A 20,806-nucleotide genomic window follows, 5' to 3' on the forward strand; every position below is an offset into this window, starting at 1 on the left:
CCAGGTAAGGGCAGGCGCCGAAGTCTTTTCCGGCGCGGTGCCATTCCCGCGCCGGGTCCTTTTCCGGCCACCGGCCGATTCGGTGCGAACAGTCGACACGCGTCGCATTACAACGGCTTGGCCAAAAGCGCTCAGGATCTCGCGGAGTGTCGCCACGCAGTGGCAGACTGCATCCCACGGGGTCCAACTGTCGTTCTTGGGCGGAGGTTTGCATGACGGGCCTGCCGACGGGCAGCGGAGCGACCGCGCGCCGTATCCAACTGGGTGCCCAGTTGAGGCGGCTGCGCGAGGCCCGTGGCGTGACCCGGGAGGACGCGGGGTACTCGATCCGCGCCTCGGAGTCCAAGATCAGCCGGATGGAGCTCGGCCGGGTCGGCTTCAAGCAGCGCGACGTCGCGGACCTGCTGACCCTGTACGGCGTGCAGGACGAGGAGTCCCGCGCCGCCCTGCTCGGCCTGGTCGGCGAGACCAACGCCCCGGCCTGGTGGCACGGCTACGGCGACGTGATCCCGCAGTGGTTCCAGACGTACCTCAACCTGGAGGACGCGGCGAACCTGGTGCGCAGCTACGAGGTGCAGTTCGTGCCCGGGCTGCTGCAGACCCCCGAGTACGTGCACGCGGTGATGCGGGCCGGCAGCCCGGGCGTGCCCGAGGAGGAGATCGAGCGGCGGGCCGCGGTGCGGCTGCGCCGCCAGGTGCGGTTCCTGGCCGAGGGGACGACCGCCCGGCTGGAGCTGATCGTCGACGAGACGGCGCTGCGGCGGCCGCGCGGCGGGCCCGAGGTGATGCGCGGTCAGCTGGCCCGGCTGGCCGAGCTGTCGCTGCGCGAGACCATCAGCCTGCGGGTGCTGCCGCTCGGGATGGGCGCGCTGGCCGCGGACAGCGGGGCGTTCACGGTGCTGGCCTTCCCCGAGCCGGACCTCTCCGACGTGGTGTACGTGGAGCAGTTCACCACGGCGATGTACCTCGACAAGGCGGTCGAGGTGGCCGAGTACAACGCCGCGCTGGAGAAGGTGTCGGCGGCGGCGCTGTCCGAGGAAGAGACCCGGGCGCTTCTGGCGGAGATCCTCCAAGAGGACTAGTACGCAATTAAGATGATGATCCGTCAGAAGGCGACAGTGCCTCTTGAGGTGACAGTCCCGAAGGGATCATCGGATGTCCTTGATCACGGAACTCGCCCAGCAGTACATCGACGGCCAGTGGCGGCCGGGCACCGGCTCCTGGGACATCGTCGACCTCGACCCGTACACCGGTGAGAAGCTCGCCTCGTTCACGGTGGCCACGGCGGACGAGGTCGACCAGGCGTACCGGGCCGCCGAGCGCGCGCAGAAGGTGTGGGCGCGGCAGAGCCCGTACGAGCGGCGGCTGGTGTTCGAGCGGGCGCTGCGGGTGATCGAGCAGCGCGAGGCGGAGATCCTCCAGGTGATGACCGTCGAGCTGGGCGGGACGCTGCTCAAGTCGGCGTTCGAACTCGGGCTCTGCCGGGACATGCTGCGCGAGTCGATGGCGCTGGCGATGCGCGCCGAGGGGAAGATCCTGCCCTCGCCGGTGCCCGGCAAGGAGAACCGCCTGTACCGGCTGCCGGTCGGCGTGGTCGGCGTGATCAGCCCGTTCAACGCTCCGGTGTTCCTCTCGCTGAAGGCGGTCGCCCCGGCGCTCGCGCTCGGCAACGGCGTGGTGCTGAAGCCGCACCAGGACGCCCCGGTCAGCGGCGGCACCCTGCTGGCGAAGATCTTCGAGGAGGCCGGGCTGCCGGCCGGCCTGCTGAACGTGGTGCTCACCGACATCGCCGAGATCGGTGACGCCTTCCTCGAGCACCCCGTGCCCAAGGTGATCTCCTTCACCGGCTCGGACGCCGTCGGCCGGCACGTGGCGACCGTCGCCGCGAGCCACTTCAAGCGCACCGTCCTGGAGTTGGGCGGCAACAGCGCCCTGGTGGTGCTGGACGACGCGGATGTGGACTACGCGGTGGACGCGGCGGTGGCCAGCCGGTTCCTGCACCAGGGCCAGATCTGCATGGCCGCCAACCGGATCCTGGTGGACCGCAGCCTGTTCGCCGAGTTCAGCGAGAAGTTCACCGCCAAGGTGTCCTCGCTGCGGGCCGGCGACCCCGGCGAGCCGGAGACCCAGCTCGGCCCGCTGATCAACACCGCCCAGGCCGAGTCGGTCACCGCCGAGGTCGCCAGGGCCATCGCGGCCGGCGCCCGCCCGCTGCTGCACGGCAGCACCGTGGGCACCCTGGTGCACCCCACCGTGCTCACCGACATCCCCGAGGACGCGCCGATCCTGCGCCGCGAGGTGTTCGGCCCGGTGGCGCTGCTGATCCCGTTCGACGGCGAGGAGGAGGCCGTGCGGATCGCCAACGACACGCCCTTCGGCCTCTCCGGCGCCGTGCACACCGCGGACGTCGAGCGCGGCGTCCGGTTCGCCCAGCGGATCGACACCGGCATGGTCCACGTCAACGACGGCACCATCGCGGACGAACCGCTGGTCCCGTTCGGCGGCGAGAAGAACTCCGGCATCGGCCGGCTGGGCGGCGAGGCCACCGTCGACGCCTTCACCACGCTGAAGTGGATATCCATCCAGCACGAGCGGTCCCAGTTCCCGTTCTGACGCAGCCCGTTCTGACGCACCCCTTCCGACGCACCCCCGGCAGTACACCGACGCCCCTCCGGCGGACCGGTCGCAGCGGCTTCCGCTGGTCGATCGTCCAGCGCCGGAGGGGCGTTCTGGTAGGGCGCACCACTGCCGGGCGGGGCCGGGGGATTGCTTGACTCACCTGTTCTCCGAACCCCAGCCCGCGGCGCGGCGGTTGATCGACCTCCAGCGGTTCGGCTGGCCCCCGCTGACCCCGACCCCGGACGGCGGGCTGGAGCTCGCCGCGACCTGCACCATCGCCGAACTCTCCCGCCACGCACGGCAGTCGCCGAGTGCGGCGGCGGGCCTGGTGGAGCAGTGCTGCCGGGCCTTCCTGGCGTCCTGGAAGATCTGGAACGCGGCCACGGTCGGCGGCAACCTGTGCAACGGGCTGCCCGCCGAGGTACGGGCGGCCTACCGGGAGCGGCTGCTCGGGCCGCTCGCCGGGCACGAGGCCCTGCTGGCGACCCTGGCGGCGTTCCTGCGCCACGACGCCTCCTGGACCCGCACCGCCGAGGCGCTGCACGTCCACGTGAACACCGTGCACTACCGGATCCGCCGGATCGAGGAGCTCACCGGCCGCGACCTGCTCCGGCTGGACGCCCGGCTCGACCTGTCCGCCGCCCTGTGCTGCGTCGGCGCCTGACCACGCGTCAGGGGCCGTCCCGGGCGCGGCGGTCGCACCCGGAACGGCCCCTGCGGGAACGCGTTCACCCGCGGCATCGGCTCAAGGCGCCGGCCGCGCCGGAGGTCAGAACAGCGGAACGCCCTGGCGGACCAGGCGCCAGCCGCCGTTGCCGTAGAACTCGGTCGGGTCGATGACGCCCTTGGCCTTCACCCAGGCGATCATCGTGTTGCGGATCTCGTCCGAGTTGGCCCAGATCTGCTGCGCCTTGGCGACGTGCGGGAAGTTGCCGCCGCCGTTGGCACGGTAGTTGTTGACCGCGAGGACGAACTGCGCGGCCGGGTCGACCGGGGCGCCCTGGTACGACAGGCCGACGATCCGGCTGCCGACCGGCTGCGAGATGTCGATGTCGTAGGTCAGGCCGTAGATCGAGTCGTAGTTGTAGTCGGGGGTGTTGTTCGCCTGGTTGGTCAGGGTGTCCAGGTTGATCGGGTCACCGGGGGCCAGCTGGGCGTAGTACTTGGCGGAGAACTCCAGGTAGTCCTTCAGCTGGGCACCCGTCAGGAGACGGGCCTCCAGGGTGTTCTCGTAGATGTACAGGCCGGCCGCGTCGCGCAGCTTGACCTCGCCGGCCGGGATCACCGCGGTGCGGTTGAACGGCGCGGCCTGGGCGACCACCGGCAGCTTGGCGTACTGGCCGCCGGCCAGCGCGGTGCGGACGGCGTCGGCCTGGATGCGGCCGATCAGGTCGATGATCGGGGTGTCCTTGAAACGGGACTCCGCGATCGAGAGCGTCTCCTTGCAGGTGCCGATGACCTGGTTGACGTAGGCGACGACCTTCTTGTGCTGGGCGTCGATCAGCTTCACGATCTTCGGGTCGTCGGCGACGGTGTTGCTGTTCAGCACCCGCGAGGTGACCGAGGAGACGGTCCACTGGCCGCGAGCGAACTCCACCTCGAAGTCGAAGCAGGACAGGCGCTGGGCCCAGCACAGCGGCTCGGAGAGGACGACGGTCTTCCCGGTCTTCTGGTTGGTGATCAGCCGCTGCGCCACCTCCTTGTGGGTGTGGCCGACCAGCACCGCGTCGATGCCGGGGACGGTGACGGCCATCTCGCCGGAGGCGTCCTCGGGCCAGGGCAGCTGGTCGCCGTAGGAGGAGGGCTCGTCGATGCCGGAGTGGGCGGAGACCACCACCACGTCGGCGCCGGCCGCCTTCATCCGCGGCACGTACTTGGCGGCCATCTCGACGATGCCGGGGAAGATCATCTGGCCCTGCACGTTGGCCTTGTCCCAGATCGCGATGCCGGGGTTGGTCAGGCCCAGGATGCCCACCCGCAGCGGCCGGCCGTGGCCGAGGTGCATCTCCTTGATGACGTACGGCGGGAAGGCCGGCTTCTCGTTCTTGGCGAACAGCGCGTTGGCGCCCAGCAGCGGGAACTCCAACTGCTCCTCGAAGGCGCGGACGGTGGAGATGCCGTAGTTGAACTCGTGGTTGCCGAGCGCGGCGGCGTCGTAGCCGATGGCGTTCATCGCCTCGGCCATCGGGTGGCGCGGCGGGCGCTTGCCGGTGATCGGCTCGACCCGGGCGTAGTAGTAGGTGAGCTGGGTGCCCTGGATGATGTCGCCGGCGTCGATCAGCAGGGTGTGGCAGTGGCCCTTCTCGGCGCGGACCTGGTCCACCAGGGTGGAGATCTTGGCCAGGCCGACGTCGTTGTGCGCCTTGTCGTCGTACTCGGCGTCGGTGAAGTAGTCCCAGTTGAGCACCCGGCCGTGCAGGTCGGTGGTGCCCATCACGGTGAAGCTCGCCTTGAACGGGACCGGGCCCCGGCCGCGGGCCTCGTCCTGGTCGGCCTCCGCCGCGGAGGCGGGCGTCGCGGTCGCGGTGGTGATGCCGCCGACGAGGGCGGCCCCGGCCGCGGTGGCGGCGGAGCGGGTGACGAAGTCACGGCGGTTCAGGGACATCGAGGACTCCAGATCGAACAGGCGGGCCGTCAGCTGCGGCCGGTGGCACGGGCGATGACGTTACGGCAGCACGGTGACGCGCGTAGAGAAACGCGCGTAGAAGTCTGCCGGTTAATTCCGCCGCAGACCAGCCCCCCGACGTTTCCATCAGATGAGCACTGGGCGACCCGTCCGTGACGGGGCACCGCTCGGCCCGATCCGCTCGTACACGCTTCCGTCAACCCCCGCGGTATCGGGCCGTTCATCGAATCTTTCGCCAACTGCCATGGCAGAGCAGCCTGGAGCGTTCTGGCTACGCCCCGGTAATGCCTAGGCTTCTGAGCCATGCGCCGAGCAAAAATCGTCTGTACTCTCGGGCCTGCCGCGGATTCGTACGACCAGATCAAGGCCCTGGTCGACGCCGGCATGGACATCGCCCGACTCAATCTCAGCCACGGCTCCCAGCACGAGCACGAGGAGCGCTACCACCGGGTCCGCAAGGCCGCCGACGAGACCGGCCGCAGTGTCGGCATCCTCGCCGACCTGCAGGGCCCCAAGATCCGGCTGGCCACCTTCGCCGACGGACCGGTCCTGCTGGAACGCGGCGACGAGTTCACCATCACCGTGGAGGACGTCCCGGGTGACCGGGAGATCTGCGGAACCACCTACAAGGGCCTGGCCGCCGACGTGTCGCGCGGCGAGCGGATCCTGGTCGACGACGGCCGGGTCTGCCTGGAGGTCACCCACGTGGAGGGCCCCCGGGTCCACTGCATCGTCATCGAAGGCGGCCTGGTCTCCGACCACAAGGGCCTCAACCTGCCCGGAGTCGCCGTCTCCGTGCCCGCGCTGTCCGACAAGGACGTCGACGACCTGCGCTGGGCCGTACGGACCGGTGCCGACCTGATCGCGCTGTCGTTCGTGCGCAGCGCCCGGGACATCGAGGAGGTGCACCGGGTGATGGACGAGGAGGGCCGCCGGATCCCGGTCATCGCCAAGATCGAGAAGCCGCAGGCGGTGGAGAACCTCGCCGAGATCGTCGACGCCTTCGACGGCCTGATGGTCGCCCGCGGCGACCTGGGCGTCGAACTCCCGCTGGAGGAGGTGCCGATCGTCCAGAAGCGCGCGGTCAAGCTGGCCAAGCGCAACGCCAAGCCGGTGATCGTCGCCACCCAGATGCTGGACTCGATGATCAACGCCTCCCGGCCGACCCGGGCCGAGGCCTCCGACGTCGCCAACGCGGTGTTCGACGGCACCGACGCGGTGATGCTCTCCGGCGAGACCTCGGTGGGCAAGTACCCGGTGGAGACGGTCCGGACGATGGCCCGGATCGTCGAGGCCGCCGAGACCGACATCCTGGCCGCCGGCCTGCCGCCGCTGACCGAGAGCAGCAAGCCGCGCACCCAGGGCGGCGCGGTGGCCCGTGCCGCCGCCGAGATCGGCGACTTCCTGGACGCCAAGTACCTGGTCGCCTTCACCCAGAGCGGCGACACCGCCCGCCGGCTGACCCGCTACCGCTCGCCGATCCCGGTCCTGGCCTTCACCTACGAGCCCGCGGTGCGCAGCCAGTTGGCGCTGACCTGGGGCGTGGAGACCTTCCTCGGCCCGTTCGTGCCCACCACCGACGAGCTGGTCGCCCAGGTGGACGCCGCGCTGCTCAGCCTCGGCCGCTGCCGGCCCGGCGACATCGTGGTGATCACCGCGGGCTCCCCGCCCGGCCTGGCCGGCTCCACCAACCTGGTCCGCGTGCACCACGTGGGTACCGTCAACTAGCCGATGCCGGAAGGCATCTGACGGTCCGTCGAGCAGGCCTCCTGTCCGACGGGCCGTCAGCCGGGCCGGTGGTCAGACCGTCAGCACGATCTTGCCGCGCAGGTGCCCGTGCTCGCTGATCCGGTGCGCCTCGGCGGCCTCCGCCAGCGGCAGCACCCGGTGCAGCGGCAGCCGCAGGGTGCCCGCCTCGTGCAGCGCCAGCACGGCCGCGAAGGCCCGCGCGTGGTACGACTCGCCGCCCTCGCCGCCGCCGGTGAACCGGACGCCGTACTGGTGGCCGCCCGCGGCGTCCGCGATCGTCACCACCCGGTCCGCGCCGCCGGTCAGTTCGATCGACAGCGGCAGCACCCCGCCCTGCCCGGCGGCGTCCACCGCCCGGTCCACCCCGCCCGGGGCGGCCGCCCGCACCCGCTCCGCCAGGCCCTCCCCGTACGCCACCGGGATCGCGCCGAGCTCGCGCAGGTAGTCGTGGTTGGCCTCGCTCGCGGTGCCCACCACGGTGATCCCGCGGGCCCGGGCGAACTGCAGCAGCAGCGTGCCGACCCCGCCGGCCGCGCCGTGCACCAGCAGCGTCTCGCCGGGCCGCGCCCCCAGGACGTCCAGGACCCGCTCGGAGGTCTCCGCCGCCACCGGCAGCGCGGCGGCCTCCGCCCAGCCCAGCGAGGCCGGCTTGCGGACCAGCGCGGCGGCGTCCACCAGCGCGTGCTCGGCGTACCCGCCGCCGACCGTGCCGCCGAACACCTCGTCACCGGGCGCGAAGCCGGTGACGCCCGCGCCGACCGCCTCCACCGTGCCGGCCACCTCGTAGCCCGGCACGAACGGGAACGCGACCGCGAAGACGCCGTCCAGCGCGCCGCTGCGCAGCTTGTGGTCGAGCGGGTTGACGCCCGCCGCGCGGACCGCCACCCGCACCTGGCCGGGACCGGGGGCGGGCAGCTCGACGTCGACGGGGCGCAGCACGTCGACGCCGCCGTAGTGCGGGAAGGCGATGGCCTTGGTCATGGGAACGTCCTTGGGATCGAGGAGGGTTGGGCCTTGCGACAGCTCCATCCTGCGACCTGTCCGGCCCCGCCCCGGCCCGCCTTTCGGACGGTTCGACCTGGCCGAACGGACAGGCCGGCGACCGGTGCGGCGGGGTTAGGCTGGTCGGCATGGACGAGAGCTGGCAGGAGCACTGGGGCCGACCCGAGGACGCGCTGGCCAGGGCGGTCGAGGTGCTGCGCACCCCGCGCCCGGGCCTGCTGCCGCGGGTGTCGGAGGCGGTCGGCACGCTCGTCCCGCACCAGGCGGCGGCCCAGCTCAGCGGCGTCTGCGTGTTCTCCCCGACCAACGTCACCGGCCCGGCCGCGCTCACCGAGGGCATCGGCGCCGTGGAACTCTCCCAGCTCGGCGAGCTGGCGGCCGGCGCGGCCGAGCGGAGCGGCGAGCGCCGGCCCTGGCAGGGCGAGGCCGAACTCGCGGGCCACACCCGGCCGGTGGTGGTGGTCAGCGCCGACCCCGGCCACGGCAAGGGCGCCGTGCTGGTGCTGATCCGGGCCGACGCCACGCCGGTCGCCGCGGGCGCGCTCGCCGTCCTGCAACGCCTGTGGGACCTGGTGGTCGCCCACTCCGACCACCGCGCCACCGACGCCGCCCCCACCCAGACCGCCGTCTCCCGGGTCACCGCCAACGCCCGGGCCCGGGCCATCGCCGAGTCCACCGGAGCGCACAGCGCCGCCCTCGCCGCGATCCTGGCCCCGCTGCGCTCCGCCGACCTGGACGACGGCGCCGCCCGCCGCGCCGCCACCGAACTCGCCGTCACCGCCCTGCTCGACCTGCGCCGCGGGGCCGAACTGGACCGCACGCTCAGCGAGGAGCCCGCCGACGCCGCCTTCGCCCGGCTGGCCCGCGAACTGCGGCCGCTGCTCCGGCACACCCGGGTCCGGATGGACGCCGTCCCCCCGGTGGAGGGCGACCGGACCGTCGCGGCCGACACCGCGCACACCGCCCGGGACGCCGTCCGGGCGGCCGTCCTGCTGATGCTCGACCAGGAGAAGCCCACCCGGCTGCACGTGAGCTGGCAGTTCACCCCGGACGCGACGCTGCGCGCCGTGGTCCGCGCCGACGGTCTCGGCCTGCTCGCCGCCGACGCGCTCACCGTCCACCGCACCGCCGACCGGATCGCCGCGCTCGGCGGCCGGCACACCGTCGAGGCGGTGCCCGGCTGGGGCACCACCGTCACCGTCGACCTGCCGCCGGCCCCGCCCGGCCCCGGCCTCGCCACCGACCCGCTGGACGGCCTCCAGCCGCGCGAGCTGGAGGTGCTGGGCCAGCTCGCCCGCGGCCGCCGCAACCGGGAGATCGCCGCGGCGCTGCACATCAGCGAGTCCACGGTGAAGTTCCACGTGGCCAACATCCTGGCCAAACTCGGCGTCGGCTCCCGCGGCGAGGCGGCCGCGCTGGCCCACCGCGCCGGACTGCCGCACGGCGTGGCCGGACTCTCCGCGGCCTCCTGATCCGGCAACCGGCGGGACACCGGAAGGTTCGCCAACTACCCTTTCCCTGTAGCGACTTCACCGCCAGGACGCGGCCTCGTCCCGGATCCGTCACGGACCGGTCCGGCCGGTCCGCGGGTGGGTACCGTCCTGCCGACGGCGTCGTAACCCACACACCCCGAGCGGCGCCGAGGGAGGGAACCCCGCGATGAACAGCAGCACTCCGCGCCCGGCCAGACGCTCCGTCAAGGCGGCCGCCGCCGTCGCCGCCGCCGTCCTGGTCGCCGCGCTCGCCACCGCCTGCGACCCGTCGGACACCCCGGCGCCGGCCGCGTCCACCGCCGCCGCCAAGGGCACCGCCCCCACCGCCAGCGCCCCGGCGGTCGCCCCCACCGCGCCGACCTCCGTGCAGGTCGGCAAGACCGTCTGGTGGGGCGGCCTCAAGTTCGAGGTCAAGGACGCCAGTTACGCCGCCGGCCCGAACGGCGACTACACCGTGACGCTGAACACCAACGTCACCAACACCTTCAAGACCACCGCCATCCACTACTGGCCGAGCCTCGCCCTCGACCTGTCCGGCAGCCCGGTCACCGGCGACCTGGGCACCGCCGCCCCGCCGGTCCCCGGCGCCACCAACCCGCTACCGGTCACCTTCAAGGGCAACGTCGACCCCAAGCACCCGTTCAGCTTCGACGGCGCCTCCTTCGTCCTCGGCGACCCGGGCGTCGCCCAGGCGGTCGCCCCGCTCGGCAAGGGCGGCCGGACGGCGGTCACCCTCAAGCCGGTCGACCTCAAGCTCGCCGGGAACTCCATCACCTCCGGCCGGCTCACCCTCGACCTCAAGTACGCCCAGCTGCGCGCCGACTTCGGCGACGGCAACGGCGTCACCACCCTCAAGCCCGGCCAGCGCGCCGTCCTGGTGGTCTTCGACATGAAGGGCAACGTCGGCCCGGCCGGCATGGCCGTCGACGGCTCCTTCCTGCGCCTCAAGCTCCCCAACGGCCAGGAGGTCGGCCCCACCGTCGCCCCCATCGAGGCGATCTACCCCGACCGCCCCACCCGCCAGGACATGGCCGCCTGGTTCGTCTTCAACGGCGCCACCGACGGCGACTACACGCTCTCCGTCACCGACGCCCCGGGCGCCGCCGCCCCGGTCAAGCTCACCGCCGCCGCGGTCGCCGACAGCGGCCCGCTCGCCTGATCCCGAACCATCGTCAGTACCTCGCCCGGGCGCGTCCACCGCGCCCGGGCACACGCAGTAACGGGGGGAACCACCATGCACCGACAGTTCACCGCCACCGCCGCGATACTCGCCGCCGCCCTGCTCGCGGCCGGCTGCGCCGCGCCGTCCGCCGACCGCGCCGACTCCAAGGTCCCGAGTACTCGTCAGCTGCCGTTCCTGACCCAGAAGGTGACGGTCAACAGGACGGCGTGGTTCGCCGGCGAGGCCTACCGGGTCACCGACCTGACCGTCACCGCCCAGCCCGACGGCCGCAACCAGGTCACCCTGGTCGTGCAGGCCACCACCGGCTTCCCGTTCAGCGTGATCGGGGACCAGCCGCACCTCAGCCTGGAGGCCGACGGCCTCGCCGTGGCCGACCTCGGCAAACCGATGATGTCCGGCTCCGGGGGCATGACCACGACCACCACCTTCAAGGCCAAGGACGTCGGCCTGGACGGGAAGCCGCTCGATGCGGACGGCCTCACGCTGGTGCTCACCGCGCCCGGCCTGGTCCGTGCCGTGATCCCGCTCGGCGCGCCGCAGCCGGGCGTCACCGAGCTGCTGGAGCCCATCGCGCTGAAGCCCTCCGCCGCCACGCTGGAGACCGGCCGCTACCGGCTGGCCCAGGCGGCCGCCCAGCTGCGCCAGGACTGCACCGGCAGCCCGGACGCGGTGCACCAGCTGGGTGGCAGCAGCCCCGACGGCATCGACCACGGCAGCCGGGCACTGGACGCGCTGAAGCCCGGTCAGCACTCCGTCGTGGTCTGGTTCGACGCCCCGCCCGGCACCACCCCCGACGGCCTCGACCTGCACCTCACCCTGCCCGACGGCCGCCGGATCGCCCCGAGCACCCCGCCGGTCGTGCTCGACTACCAGGGCCGCCACGACGCGGTGAACCTGTCCGCCTGGTTCGACTTCTACGGCGGCACCACCGGCGTCTACACCCTCGAGGCCGCGGACCGCGGCGCCCCTCCGGCCACCCTGACCCTGCACGAGGCCCCCACCGACGGGGGCTCCCCGACCCAGGCACCGGTGTGACGGAGGTGAGCGGAACCATGAGGAGGAACGCCACGGGTCCGGCCGCGATGCTCCTCGCGGCCGCCCTGCTGTCCGCCTGCGGCCCGGACGGCGGGACGGCGCCCGCGCCGACCAGGACGCTCCAGGTCGGTGCCACGGCCTACTGGGGCGGCGACGTCATCGACCTGCAGAGCGCGTACGAGACCCGGCAGCCGGACGGACGGCCGGCGGTCGGTGTGCTCGTCGCGGCCACCCTCGCCGGGCCGGCGACCCTCGCCTCCGTCCGGCCGCACTACTTCCTGGAAACGCACGGGCAACCGCTGGCCGAGCTGACCGGCCCCGCCCCGTGGGGGGAGAACACGGCGACGGTGAGCGAGGGCGGCCTGCTCGAGGCCCGTGACCTCGGCGGCGCCGGGCAGCAACTGCACCTGGAGGACCTCTCGCTGGTGATCACCGCGCCGGGCAAGGTGCGGGCGGTCCTGCCGCTGGTACCCGGCGCGCCCGGAGCCGAACCGCTGGCCCCCGTACCGCTGCACGCCTCCGCCGACATCCTCGCCACCGGGCGGTACCGGCTCGCGCTGCACGCGGCCGAACTCCGCGGCGACTGCACGCTGAACGTCGGCGGCGGGAACCTCCCCGGGCGGCCGGTCAGCGCGTTGGACGCAGGCCGACACACCGTCACGGTCCAGTTCGACGTCCCGTTCGGCACCACCGGCGACGGCCTGGCCCTGCGGCTCACCCTGCCGGACGGTCGCACCCTCGCACCGACCGGGCCGCTGAACCTGATGGCCACGGGGGAGGGCATCCCCGGCTCCGGCAACCTGGCGGCCTGGTTCGACTTCGACGGACCGACCGCGGGACGCTACACGCTGACGGCGACCGACGCGGGGGCCGCGCCCGCCGCCATCACGCTGGAGTGAGCGACCTTGGAAAGCAAGGTAAGTGCCCCGAGTGGGATTCGAACCCACACCGTACGGTGTTTGAGACCGTTGCCTCTGCCGATTGGGCTATCGGGGCCCAGCGGATCGAAGGTCAAACCCCCACCGTGGTGAACCAAACATACCGTGTCTGGGTAGGCTCGTGCATGCAGCACCCCGCCGGACCGAGGAGCCCCGTGAGCACCGCCGACGAGCAGGCCCAGCCGCTTGACACCGACTCGCCCCAGATCACCCGAATCGTCATCGCCGAGGACGAGGCACTGATCCGCCTCGACCTCAAGGAGATGTTGGAGGAGGAGGGCTACACCGTGGTCGGTGAGGCCGGCGACGGTGAGACCGCGGTCCGGCTGGTCGAGGAGCTCAAGCCCGACCTCGCCATCCTGGACGTCAAGATGCCGGTCCTGGACGGCCTCTCCGCGGCCGAGCGGATCCACGAGGCGCACCTGGCGCCGGTGCTGATGCTCACCGCCTTCTCGCAGCGCGAACTGGTCGACCGGGCCCGCGACGCCGGGGCGATGGCCTACATCGTCAAGCCGTTCAGCAAGAGCGACCTGGTCCCGGCCATCGAGATGGCGGTCTCCCGCTACACCGAGATGCGCACCCTGGAGCAGGAGATCGCGGACCTCTCGCAGCGGCTGGAGACCCGCAAGCTGGTCGACCGGGCGAAGAGCGTGCTGCAGACCAAGTTCGGTCTGAACGAGCCCGCCGCGTTCCGCTGGATCCAGAAGACCTCGATGGACCGCCGGATGACCATGGCCGCGGTCGCCGAGGCCGTGATCGAGGAGGGTGCCGCCCAGGACCGCAAGAAGTCCGACGCGGCCGAGGGCTGAGCGAAGGCCCGCAGACGCGGCGAGCGCCCCACCCGGAAACCCGGGTGGGGCGCTCGCCCGTTGACGGGGGGTCAGTCCTCGCCGAGGTAGCTGCGGCGCACCGACTCGTCGCGCAGCAGCTCCGCGCCGGTGCCGGAGAGCGTGATGTGCCCGGTGGTCATCACGTACGCCCGGTCCGAGAGCGAGAGCGCGGCCTGCGCGTTCTGCTCGACCAGCAGGATGGTCATGCCGGACGCCTTCAGCTCCACGATGGTCGCCATGATCTTCTGCATCATCAGCGGGGAGAGGCCCATCGACGGCTCGTCCAGCATCAGCAGCTTCGGACGGGACATCAGCGCCCGGCCCATCGCCAGCATCTGCTGCTCGCCGCCGGAGAGGGTGCCGGCCGCCTGCTTGCGACGCTCGCCGAGGATCGGGAAGAGCGTGTAGGCGCGCTCCACGTCCTCGGTGATCCCGGCCGAGTCCTTCCGCAGGAAGGCGCCGAGCAGCAGGTTCTCCTCGATCGTCATCCGCGGGAAGATGTGCCGGCCTTCGGGGGAGTGGGCCATGCCCAGCGCGACGATCCGGTGCGCGGGCACCGTGTCGATCGCCGCCCCCTCGAACAGGATCTTGCCCGAGGTCGGCCGGAGCAGACCGGACAGGGTCCGCAGGGTGGTGGTCTTGCCGGCGCCGTTGGTGCCGATCAGGGTGGTGACCTCGCCCTGGTTGACGGTGAAGCTGATCCCCTTGACGGCCTCGATCTTGCCGTAGGCGACGCGGAGGTCCTCGACCTCGAGCAGAGCGGTCACTGGTCGGCCTCCGTAGCGGCGGTGGTTCCCTCGAGCGGAGCACCGAGGTAGGCGGTGATCACCCGCTCGTCGTTCTGGACCGTCTCCCGGTCGCCCTCGACGATCTTCTGACCCTGCACCAGCACCGCGGTGCGGTCGCACAGGTTGAAGATGAACTTCATGTCGTGCTCGATCACCAGGATCGCGATGCCCAGGTCCCGGATGGCGAAGACGAGTTCCTCCGCGGCCCGGGTCTCCTGCGGGTTCATGCCCGCGGTCGGTTCGTCGAGCAGCAGCAGGCCGGGCTCGCTGGCCAGCGCCCGGGCGATCTCCAGCTTGCGCTGCTCGCCGTAGGGCAGGTTGCGGGCCAGGTGCTCGGCCTTGCCCGCCAGGCCGCAGAACTCCAGCAGCTCCATCGCCCGGGCCCGGCTCTGCTGCTCGGCCCGCTTGTAGCCGGGACCGCGCAGGATGGCCGAGAACAGGCCCTCCTTGGTCCGGGTGTGCCGGCCGACCAGCACGTTCTCCAGCACCGTCATGTTGGAGAACAGCCGGATGTTCTGGAAGGTCCGGGCGATGCCGGCCTGGGTGACCAGGTGCGGCTTGGGCGGCAGCACCTGGCCGCGGTACGTCACGGTGCCCTCGGTCGGCACGTACAGGCCGGTCAGGCAGTTGAAGAAGGTGGTCTTGCCGGCGCCGTTCGGGCCGATCAGACCGACGATCTCACCCTGGCGGACCGTCAGGTCGACCTGGTTGACGGCGGTCAGGCCGCCGAAGCGCATCACCACGCCGGAGGCTTCCAGCACGGGTTCGGCGAGCGGCGCGGACGCCGGGGCGGGGGCGGTGTCGGTGGTCATGAGGTGCTCACGCCCCTGCCTTGGTCAGTGCTTCGTCGGTCGGCGCGCCGCCCTGCTCGGGCACCTGCGCCTCGTGGTACTCCAACTGCTGGCGGCGGTTGGCGATCAGGCCCTCCGGGCGGAAGCGCATCAGCAGGATCAGCGCGATGCCGAAGGCGAGCAGCTGGTACGACTGCAGGAACTGCAGCTTGGCCGGGATCAGGAAGAGCATCGCCGCGCCGACCAGCGGTCCGCTGATGGTGCCCATGCCGCCGAGGATCACCGCGGCGAGCAGGAAGGCGGAGTTCGGCGGGACGGCCCCGGCGAACTGGTACTGGTCGGGGGAGACCGCGCTGGCCACGTGGGCCTGCACGGCGCCGGCCAGGCCGGCCAGGGTGGCGCCGAGCGCGAAGGCGATCAGCTTGACCCGGAAGCCGTTGACGCCCATCGCCTCGGCGGCGGTCTCGTCCTCGCGGATGGCGACCCAGGCCCGGCCGATCCGGGAGTCGGCGACGCGGCTGAAGACGGTCACCACGATCGCGGTGGCCACCAGCATCAGCAGCAGGTAGTTGCCGAACTTGCCCAGGTGCAGGCCGAGGATGTCGTGCGGCTGGCCGAAGTCGAAGCCGAGCAGGTTGACGTCCGGGATGGCGGCGATGCCGTTCGGGCCGTTGGTCAGGCTCGGGCCGGAGTTGCCGTCCAGGTTGTTCATGGCGATCCGGAAGATCTCACCGAAGCCGAGGGTGACGATCGCCAGGTAGTCGCCGCGCAGCCGCAGGGTGGGTGCGCCGATCACCACGCCGAAGACCAGCGCGGCGGCCGCGCCGATCAGCACCGCGACCGGGAACGGCAGGTGCACGCCGCGGAAGACCGAGAACTGCGAGCCGGAGACCAGGGCCGCGGCGTACGCGCCGACGCCGAGGAAGGCCACGTAGCCGAGGTCCAGCAGGCCGGCCAGGCCGACCACCACGTTCAGGCCGAGCGCCACGGTCGCGAAGATCAGGATGTTGACCCCGATCAGCACGTACGTGTCGCCGCTCTGGGTGAACGGGAACGCGGCGGCCGCGGCGAAGGCCGCGCCGGTGGTCACCGCCCGGTGACGGGTGGTCAGCTCGCGCAGCCGGGCCACGGCGCCGGAGGCGTTCAGCGCGGCCGTGGCGAAGGCGGTCAGCAGCAGGAAGCCGATGAACAGCTCGCCGTACTCGGTGGAGATGCCGAAGTCGGCGGCGGCCAGGCCGACCGCGAAGACCGCGGTGACGATCAGGATCTCGACCCAGGAGCTGAGCTGCTTCGCGGCGGGCAGCGGGCGCTCGATCCGGCCGAGGCGCAGCAACCAGTCCGTCAGCAGCCCGATCTGGATCACCACGATGCCAACGGGCAGGGCGACGAAGAACCAGGCGTTCTCGCTGAAGATCGGCCGGATGCCGGTGGGGACCACGTCCAGCGCCCAGCCCTGTGCGAGGCCGATCCGGAACAGGACGGCCGCGGCGGCGACGGCGAACCACCACCACTGCAGGATGCGCAGCTTGACGGTGGTGCGGCGGTCCAGCGGCAGGCCGAGCGCGCCGGCCACGGCGAGCAGGGAGCCGAGCAGGACGACCCAGCCGCCGGGCTCCAGGTTGGCCAGGCCGCCGAGCTGGACGGCGATCGCGCCGGCCGAGTAGCCGCCGACCGCGAGGGTGCCGAGGGCGGCGAACAGCACGCCGTTGTTGCCGCCGGAGGGGCTCAGCCAGCGCAGGCCGGGCACCTGCGCGGCGGCCAGCGCCAGCAGGACGGTGAGCAGGCCGCCGACCAGGGCCAGCCACTGCAGGCCGGCCGGGGAGCCGTAGTAGGTGAGGTCGCCGGGGAAGGCGTCGGTCCAGGTCCAGGACATCAGCGCGGAGGCCGCCGCGAGGGCGCCGCCGGCCACCGTCGCGGCGCGCGCGGCGCCGACCGGAATCGGGAGGACGGGAGAAGTCTCGTGCGAAGCTGCGGAGTTGGTCATCTGCCTCACGCCCGGTCTGCGACGCGCTCGCCCAGCAGGCCCTGGGGCCTGACGAGCAGGACGACGATGAGAAGGACGAACGCCCACACGTTGGCCCAGGCGGCGCCGCCGAGCTGGTGCATGCCGGGGACGTTCTGGATGTACGCGGTGGCCATCGACTCGGCGACGCCGAGGACCAGCCCGCCGAGCATCGCGCCGTAGATGTTGCCGATGCCGCCGAGCACGGCGGCGGTGAAGGCCTTCAGGCCGGCGAGGAAGCCCATCATGAAGTCGACCTGGCCGTACCGCAGGCCGTGCGCGACGGCCGCGACGGCGGCGAAGGCCGCGCCGAGGGCGAAGGCGACCACGATGATGCGGTCGGTGTTGATGCCCATCAGCTTGGCGGTGTCCGGGTCCTGCGCGGTGGCCTGCATGGCGCGGCCGGTGCGGGTCAGCCGGACGAACGAGGCCAGGATGATCATGCACAGCGGTGCGGCGATCAGCAGGAACAGGTCGTTGCGCTGCAGGTGGAACGCGCCGAGGCTGATCGGGTCGCCGCTGAACTGCGGGAACGAGACGGCCTTCTTGGCGCCCGGGTAGAACGCCCAGACCAGCTGCTGCAGGGCGATCGACAGGCCGATCGCGGTGATCAGCGGGGCCAGCCGGGGCGCGGTGCGCAGCGGGCGGTAGGCGAACCGCTCCGCCGCGGTGGCGGTGAGCACGGAGGCGATCACGCCACCCACCAGCATGACCGGGAGCGCGACCCACAGCGGGGTGCCGTGGGGCAGCGCGGCGTACGACGTCAGCGCGCCGAAGCCGCCGATCATGAAGATCTCGCCGTGGGCGAAGTTGATCAGTTGGACGATGCCGTAGACCATCGTGTAGCCGACGGCGATCAGGCCGTACATCAGGCCCAGCATCAGGCCGTTGGCCAGGTTTTGCGGCAGTTCGTGCACCGCAGGCCTCCGTGGTTGGGGGATGGGAAAGGCGGGGGGCACTCGTGGCGCCCCCCGCCCGGACAACGCTGTGGTGACGAAGGGTCAGCCGGTGTAGGTGCCGCTCTTGACCGGGACCCACTTGTTGTCCTTGACGGTGTAGACCGTCAGCTGCTTGTTGGTGGTGTCGCCGTACTGGTCGAAGGAGACCTTGCCGGTGACGCCGTCGAAGCTGACCTTGCTCAGCGAGTCGATGACCTTGGCGCGCAGGTCGGTCGGGACCTTGCCGCCGTTGTCCGCGACGGCCTTCTTGACGGCCTCGATGATCGACCAGGCGGCGTCGAACGAGTAGCCGCCGTAGGCCGCGTACGGGTCCTTGTAGCCGGCCGCCTTGTAGTCGCTGATGAAGGTCTTGGCGGAGTCCAGCTCCTCGACCGGGGCGCCGACCGAGGTGGCCAGGTCGCCGTTGCTGTTGTTGTTCGACAGCTTGATGAACTCGTCGTCGTACAGGCCGTCGCCGCCGAACAGCGGGACCTTGGCGCCGGCCTTCTTGATCTGGTCGCTGAGCGGGCCGCCCTCGGGGTACTCGCCGCCGTAGTAGACCGAGTCGGCGCCGGAGGAGGCGACCTTGGTGGCGACCGCGGAGAAGTCCTTGTCGTCCGGGTTGATGTGGTCGGCGCCGACCACGGTGCCGCCGAGCTTCTTGAACTCCTCCTGGAAGATGGCGGCGAGGCCCGCGCCGTAGGTCTTCTTGTCGTCGATGACGTAGACCTTGGTCTTCTTCGCCTCGCTGTACAGGTACTGGGCGGCGAACTTGCCCTGCACCACGTCGGTGGTGGCGGTGCGGAAGTACGAGGCGTACGGGCGGACGAACTTGCTGCTGCCCCAGTCCGGGCCGAGGCTCAGCTGCGGGTTGGTGTTGGCCGGCGAGACCTGGGCCAGGTGGGCGTCGTTGAAGACCTTCTGCATGGTCAGCGAGACGCTGGAGTTCAGCGGGCCGACCACGCCGGCGACCTCGGACTTGCCGACCAGGGCGGTGGCGTTCTGCTGGCCCGAGGTCGGGTTGGCCTGGTCGTCCATCGCCTCGATGGCGAAGGTGACGCCGGGGACGGTCTTGTCCTTGTTGGCCTTGTTCACGGCCAGGTCGACCGAGTTCTTGATGCCCAGGCCCAGCGCGGACAGCTTGCCGGTGAGCGGGGCGTCGACGCCGATGACGACCTTCGTGCCGCCGGCCGCGCTGTCCGTGCCGGACTTGGCGCCGCGCGAGCCGCAGGCGGAGAGGGTGAGCGCTCCGGTGACTGCAATGGTCACGACAAGCAGTGAGCTCTTTCGCACGACGAGGGTCTCCTTCAGGGTCTGGAAGACACGCGCACAGGGCAGGCGGTGCCGGTCGCGCCCGGGCCGAGGCCCGAAAAGGGATATCCGACGGCGCGGTGACTGGCCGTGACTCTAAACCGCCGACGACGCCTCGGGCACTGGGCGCGGACAGGCTGTGATTCTCTTGTTATGAGTAGCGGTTGAATCCATCTCACATGCTGGATGGTGGTGCCACCCGGACCCCGGAATTCCGGGCCTCGTCTCGCTGTTCGGAAGGAGCCCACCGGTAACCCGCTGGTCATGGCGATGTTCACCGGTTATCGGACGGAAGTGTCCGCCGGGCTGGCCGTGGGCGTGCGCGTCCGATTATCGGAACCGGGGCAGGCGGAATGTATCGCCAGTGACAGGTCGCGGGCGTAGGAGTCGCCGAGAATCTGACTCACCGTCTCCATTGCGCGCGTGTTACGCAGCGTTACATCCAGGAATGGAAGTCCCGCGTCGGCCGGCGCGGCCGAGCAGTCGGTCACCTTCAGTCCCACCCGCAACTCCACCGAGGCGCCCGCCGGAACGGTCTGCGGCAGCCAGCCCGAGACCACCACCGACAGCCCCCGGTAGCCCTGGCTCACCCCGAGCACGTCCACCGGCGCGGCGCTCCCGTTGTGCGCCGTCAACTTCAGTGCGAAGTCCTCCTGCCCGAACGGCGCCGGACCGCCGTAGCCGAACCGCATCGCCTGCGAGGGGTACGGCGGCGGCGGAGGGGAGTTGGCGTCCTGCGCGGGCCGGTGCGCGGCGTGCCGGGCGGTCAGCGCGGCGGCGATCAGCAGCAACACCGAGACCAGGACTAGCTTCTGACGCCCACTCAGCAACGGCTGCTCGGGATCGTGAATGGGCCGCAGCGGCGTCCAGGTGCCCTCGCCCGCCTCCACCGGCCCGAGGAAACCCCCTGCGCTGCTTGGCAGTTCATCGTCCCCGGACATAGCGACGCCCCCTTGTCCAGCCAAGATTGCCCCTACCGGAGCACGGCCAAACCAAGGGGGCGCAGGGGGCGCGAACGACGCGGGCTACAGGTCGCGCAGCATGCAGGTGAGCCGGCAACTGGTGATGCGGCGGCCGGTGTCGTCGGTGACCGCGATCTCGTAGGTGGCGGCGGTGCGGCCCTTGAAGACCGCGGTGGCCACGCCCGTGACCAGGCCCGAGGTGGCCGAGCGGTGGTGGGTGGCGTTCAGGTCGACGCCCACCGCGTAGCGGCCCGGACCGGCGTGCAGCATCGCGCCGATCGACCCCAGGGTCTCCGCCAGCGCCGCCGACGCCCCGCCGTGCAGCAGCCCGTACGGCTGCTGGTTTCCCTCCACCGGCATGGTCCCGACCACCCGGTCCGGCGACGCCTCCACGATGGTGATGCCGAGCTTCTCGCCCAGGTGCCCGCCGGAGAAGGTCTCCGGGCTCACCCCCAGCTTGGCGAAGTGGTCCAGCACGTCCTGGGGCACTTTCAGTACGGGCGCCGCGTCGGTCATGGTGCTCCTGTTCGGGGTGTCAC

At 71.7% G+C, this 20,806-nt stretch carries 18 protein-coding genes, 1 tRNA gene and 1 pseudogene; 10 read left to right on the plus strand and 10 right to left on the minus strand.

Translation table 11 applies throughout. The features are described 5' to 3' along the window. Positions 1-212 precede the first annotated feature (212 nt). From ACWD4U_RS24485 to ACWD4U_RS24500, 4 genes and pseudogenes are all read left to right on the plus strand, one after another. Positions 213-1,082, plus strand: a complete 870-nt coding sequence (locus ACWD4U_RS24485; RefSeq protein ID WP_363453031.1) for a helix-turn-helix domain-containing protein — start codon at positions 213-215, stop codon at positions 1,080-1,082. Positions 1,083-1,155: 73 nt separating this feature from the next. Continuing rightward, entirely contained in the window at positions 1,156-2,613 is a 1,458-nt protein-coding gene (locus tag ACWD4U_RS24490) for an aldehyde dehydrogenase family protein (RefSeq protein ID WP_363453029.1), read from the plus strand. A gap of 85 nt (positions 2,614-2,698) precedes the next feature. Further along, a pseudogene (locus ACWD4U_RS24495) lies at positions 2,699-3,037 on the plus strand (FAD binding domain-containing protein); the annotation flags it as partial. 69 nt (positions 3,038-3,106) lie between these two features. Next, the gene (locus tag ACWD4U_RS24500; RefSeq protein ID WP_449787302.1) at positions 3,107-3,283 is read left to right on the plus strand and encodes a helix-turn-helix domain-containing protein; all 177 of its coding nucleotides are present in this window, start codon (positions 3,107-3,109) and stop codon (positions 3,281-3,283) included. Between the two features lie 105 nt (positions 3,284-3,388). Here ACWD4U_RS24500 and ACWD4U_RS24505 read toward each other — a convergent pair whose 3' ends face one another. Beyond that, the gene (locus ACWD4U_RS24505) at positions 3,389-5,224 is read right to left on the minus strand and encodes a bifunctional metallophosphatase/5'-nucleotidase (protein ID WP_363453027.1); all 1,836 of its coding nucleotides are present in this window, start codon (positions 5,222-5,224) and stop codon (positions 3,389-3,391) included. Positions 5,225-5,548: 324 nt separating this feature from the next. Between ACWD4U_RS24505 and pyk the strand changes: the two genes are divergently transcribed. Next, a complete protein-coding gene (gene pyk / locus ACWD4U_RS24510) occupies positions 5,549-6,973 on the plus strand; it encodes a pyruvate kinase (protein ID WP_363453025.1) in 1,425 nt (474 codons plus the stop codon). Positions 6,974-7,045: 72 nt separating this feature from the next. On the opposite strand, the gene ACWD4U_RS24515 is transcribed toward pyk, so the two are convergent. Continuing rightward, entirely contained in the window at positions 7,046-7,975 is a 930-nt protein-coding gene (locus ACWD4U_RS24515) for an NADP-dependent oxidoreductase (RefSeq protein WP_363453023.1), read from the minus strand. Positions 7,976-8,124: 149 nt separating this feature from the next. On the opposite strand from ACWD4U_RS24515, the gene ACWD4U_RS24520 reads away from it, so the two are divergent. From ACWD4U_RS24520 to ACWD4U_RS24535, 4 genes are all read left to right on the plus strand, one after another. Continuing rightward, positions 8,125-9,468, plus strand: coding sequence for a helix-turn-helix transcriptional regulator (locus ACWD4U_RS24520; RefSeq protein WP_363453021.1), 1,344 nt, complete (start codon positions 8,125-8,127; stop codon positions 9,466-9,468). A gap of 187 nt (positions 9,469-9,655) precedes the next feature. After that, positions 9,656-10,648 carry a hypothetical protein gene (locus ACWD4U_RS24525; RefSeq protein ID WP_363453019.1) on the plus strand — a complete coding sequence of 331 codons (993 nt, stop codon included), beginning with the start codon at positions 9,656-9,658 and terminating at the stop codon, positions 10,646-10,648. Between the two features lie 75 nt (positions 10,649-10,723). Next, positions 10,724-11,707, plus strand: a complete 984-nt coding sequence (locus ACWD4U_RS24530) for a hypothetical protein (protein ID WP_363453017.1) — start codon at positions 10,724-10,726, stop codon at positions 11,705-11,707. A gap of 17 nt (positions 11,708-11,724) precedes the next feature. Continuing rightward, positions 11,725-12,606: a hypothetical protein gene (locus ACWD4U_RS24535; protein ID WP_363453015.1), complete on the plus strand. Its 882-nt coding sequence runs from the start codon at positions 11,725-11,727 to the stop codon at positions 12,604-12,606. Positions 12,607-12,629: 23 nt separating this feature from the next. Here the strand turns inward: ACWD4U_RS24535 and ACWD4U_RS24540 are convergent. Continuing rightward, positions 12,630-12,703, minus strand: a tRNA-Leu gene (locus ACWD4U_RS24540). 67 nt (positions 12,704-12,770) lie between these two features. Between ACWD4U_RS24540 and ACWD4U_RS24545 the strand changes: the two genes are divergently transcribed. Next, entirely contained in the window at positions 12,771-13,454 is a 684-nt protein-coding gene (locus ACWD4U_RS24545) for an ANTAR domain-containing response regulator (RefSeq protein ID WP_449787297.1), read from the plus strand. Positions 13,455-13,525: 71 nt separating this feature from the next. Here ACWD4U_RS24545 and ACWD4U_RS24550 read toward each other — a convergent pair whose 3' ends face one another. The 7 genes from ACWD4U_RS24550 to ACWD4U_RS24580 all read right to left on the minus strand — a co-directional run bounded on the left by ACWD4U_RS24550 (position 13,526) and on the right by ACWD4U_RS24580 (position 20,783). Further along, positions 13,526-14,242, minus strand: a complete 717-nt coding sequence (locus ACWD4U_RS24550; RefSeq protein ID WP_363453011.1) for an ABC transporter ATP-binding protein — start codon at positions 14,240-14,242, stop codon at positions 13,526-13,528. Further along, positions 14,239-15,075: an ABC transporter ATP-binding protein gene (locus ACWD4U_RS24555; protein ID WP_363453009.1), complete on the minus strand. Its 837-nt coding sequence runs from the start codon at positions 15,073-15,075 to the stop codon at positions 14,239-14,241. The genes ACWD4U_RS24550 and ACWD4U_RS24555 overlap by 4 nt, the downstream gene beginning before the upstream one ends. A 7-nt stretch (positions 15,076-15,082) precedes the next feature. Beyond that, positions 15,083-17,038 carry a branched-chain amino acid ABC transporter permease gene (locus ACWD4U_RS24560; RefSeq protein WP_363453007.1) on the minus strand — a complete coding sequence of 652 codons (1,956 nt, stop codon included), beginning with the start codon at positions 17,036-17,038 and terminating at the stop codon, positions 15,083-15,085. A gap of 5 nt (positions 17,039-17,043) precedes the next feature. Further along, positions 17,044-17,973, minus strand: a complete 930-nt coding sequence (locus ACWD4U_RS24565; RefSeq protein WP_363453005.1) for a branched-chain amino acid ABC transporter permease — start codon at positions 17,971-17,973, stop codon at positions 17,044-17,046. 84 nt (positions 17,974-18,057) lie between these two features. Then, positions 18,058-19,287: a branched-chain amino acid ABC transporter substrate-binding protein gene (locus ACWD4U_RS24570; RefSeq protein ID WP_363453003.1), complete on the minus strand. Its 1,230-nt coding sequence runs from the start codon at positions 19,285-19,287 to the stop codon at positions 18,058-18,060. A gap of 299 nt (positions 19,288-19,586) precedes the next feature. After that, a complete protein-coding gene (locus ACWD4U_RS24575; RefSeq protein ID WP_363453001.1) occupies positions 19,587-20,246 on the minus strand; it encodes a Tat pathway signal sequence domain protein in 660 nt (219 codons plus the stop codon). Between the two features lie 84 nt (positions 20,247-20,330). Next, positions 20,331-20,783, minus strand: a complete 453-nt coding sequence (locus ACWD4U_RS24580) for a PaaI family thioesterase (protein WP_014135167.1) — start codon at positions 20,781-20,783, stop codon at positions 20,331-20,333. Positions 20,784-20,806 lie beyond the last annotated feature (23 nt).

Source organism: Kitasatospora sp. NPDC002522, assembly GCF_053595195.1.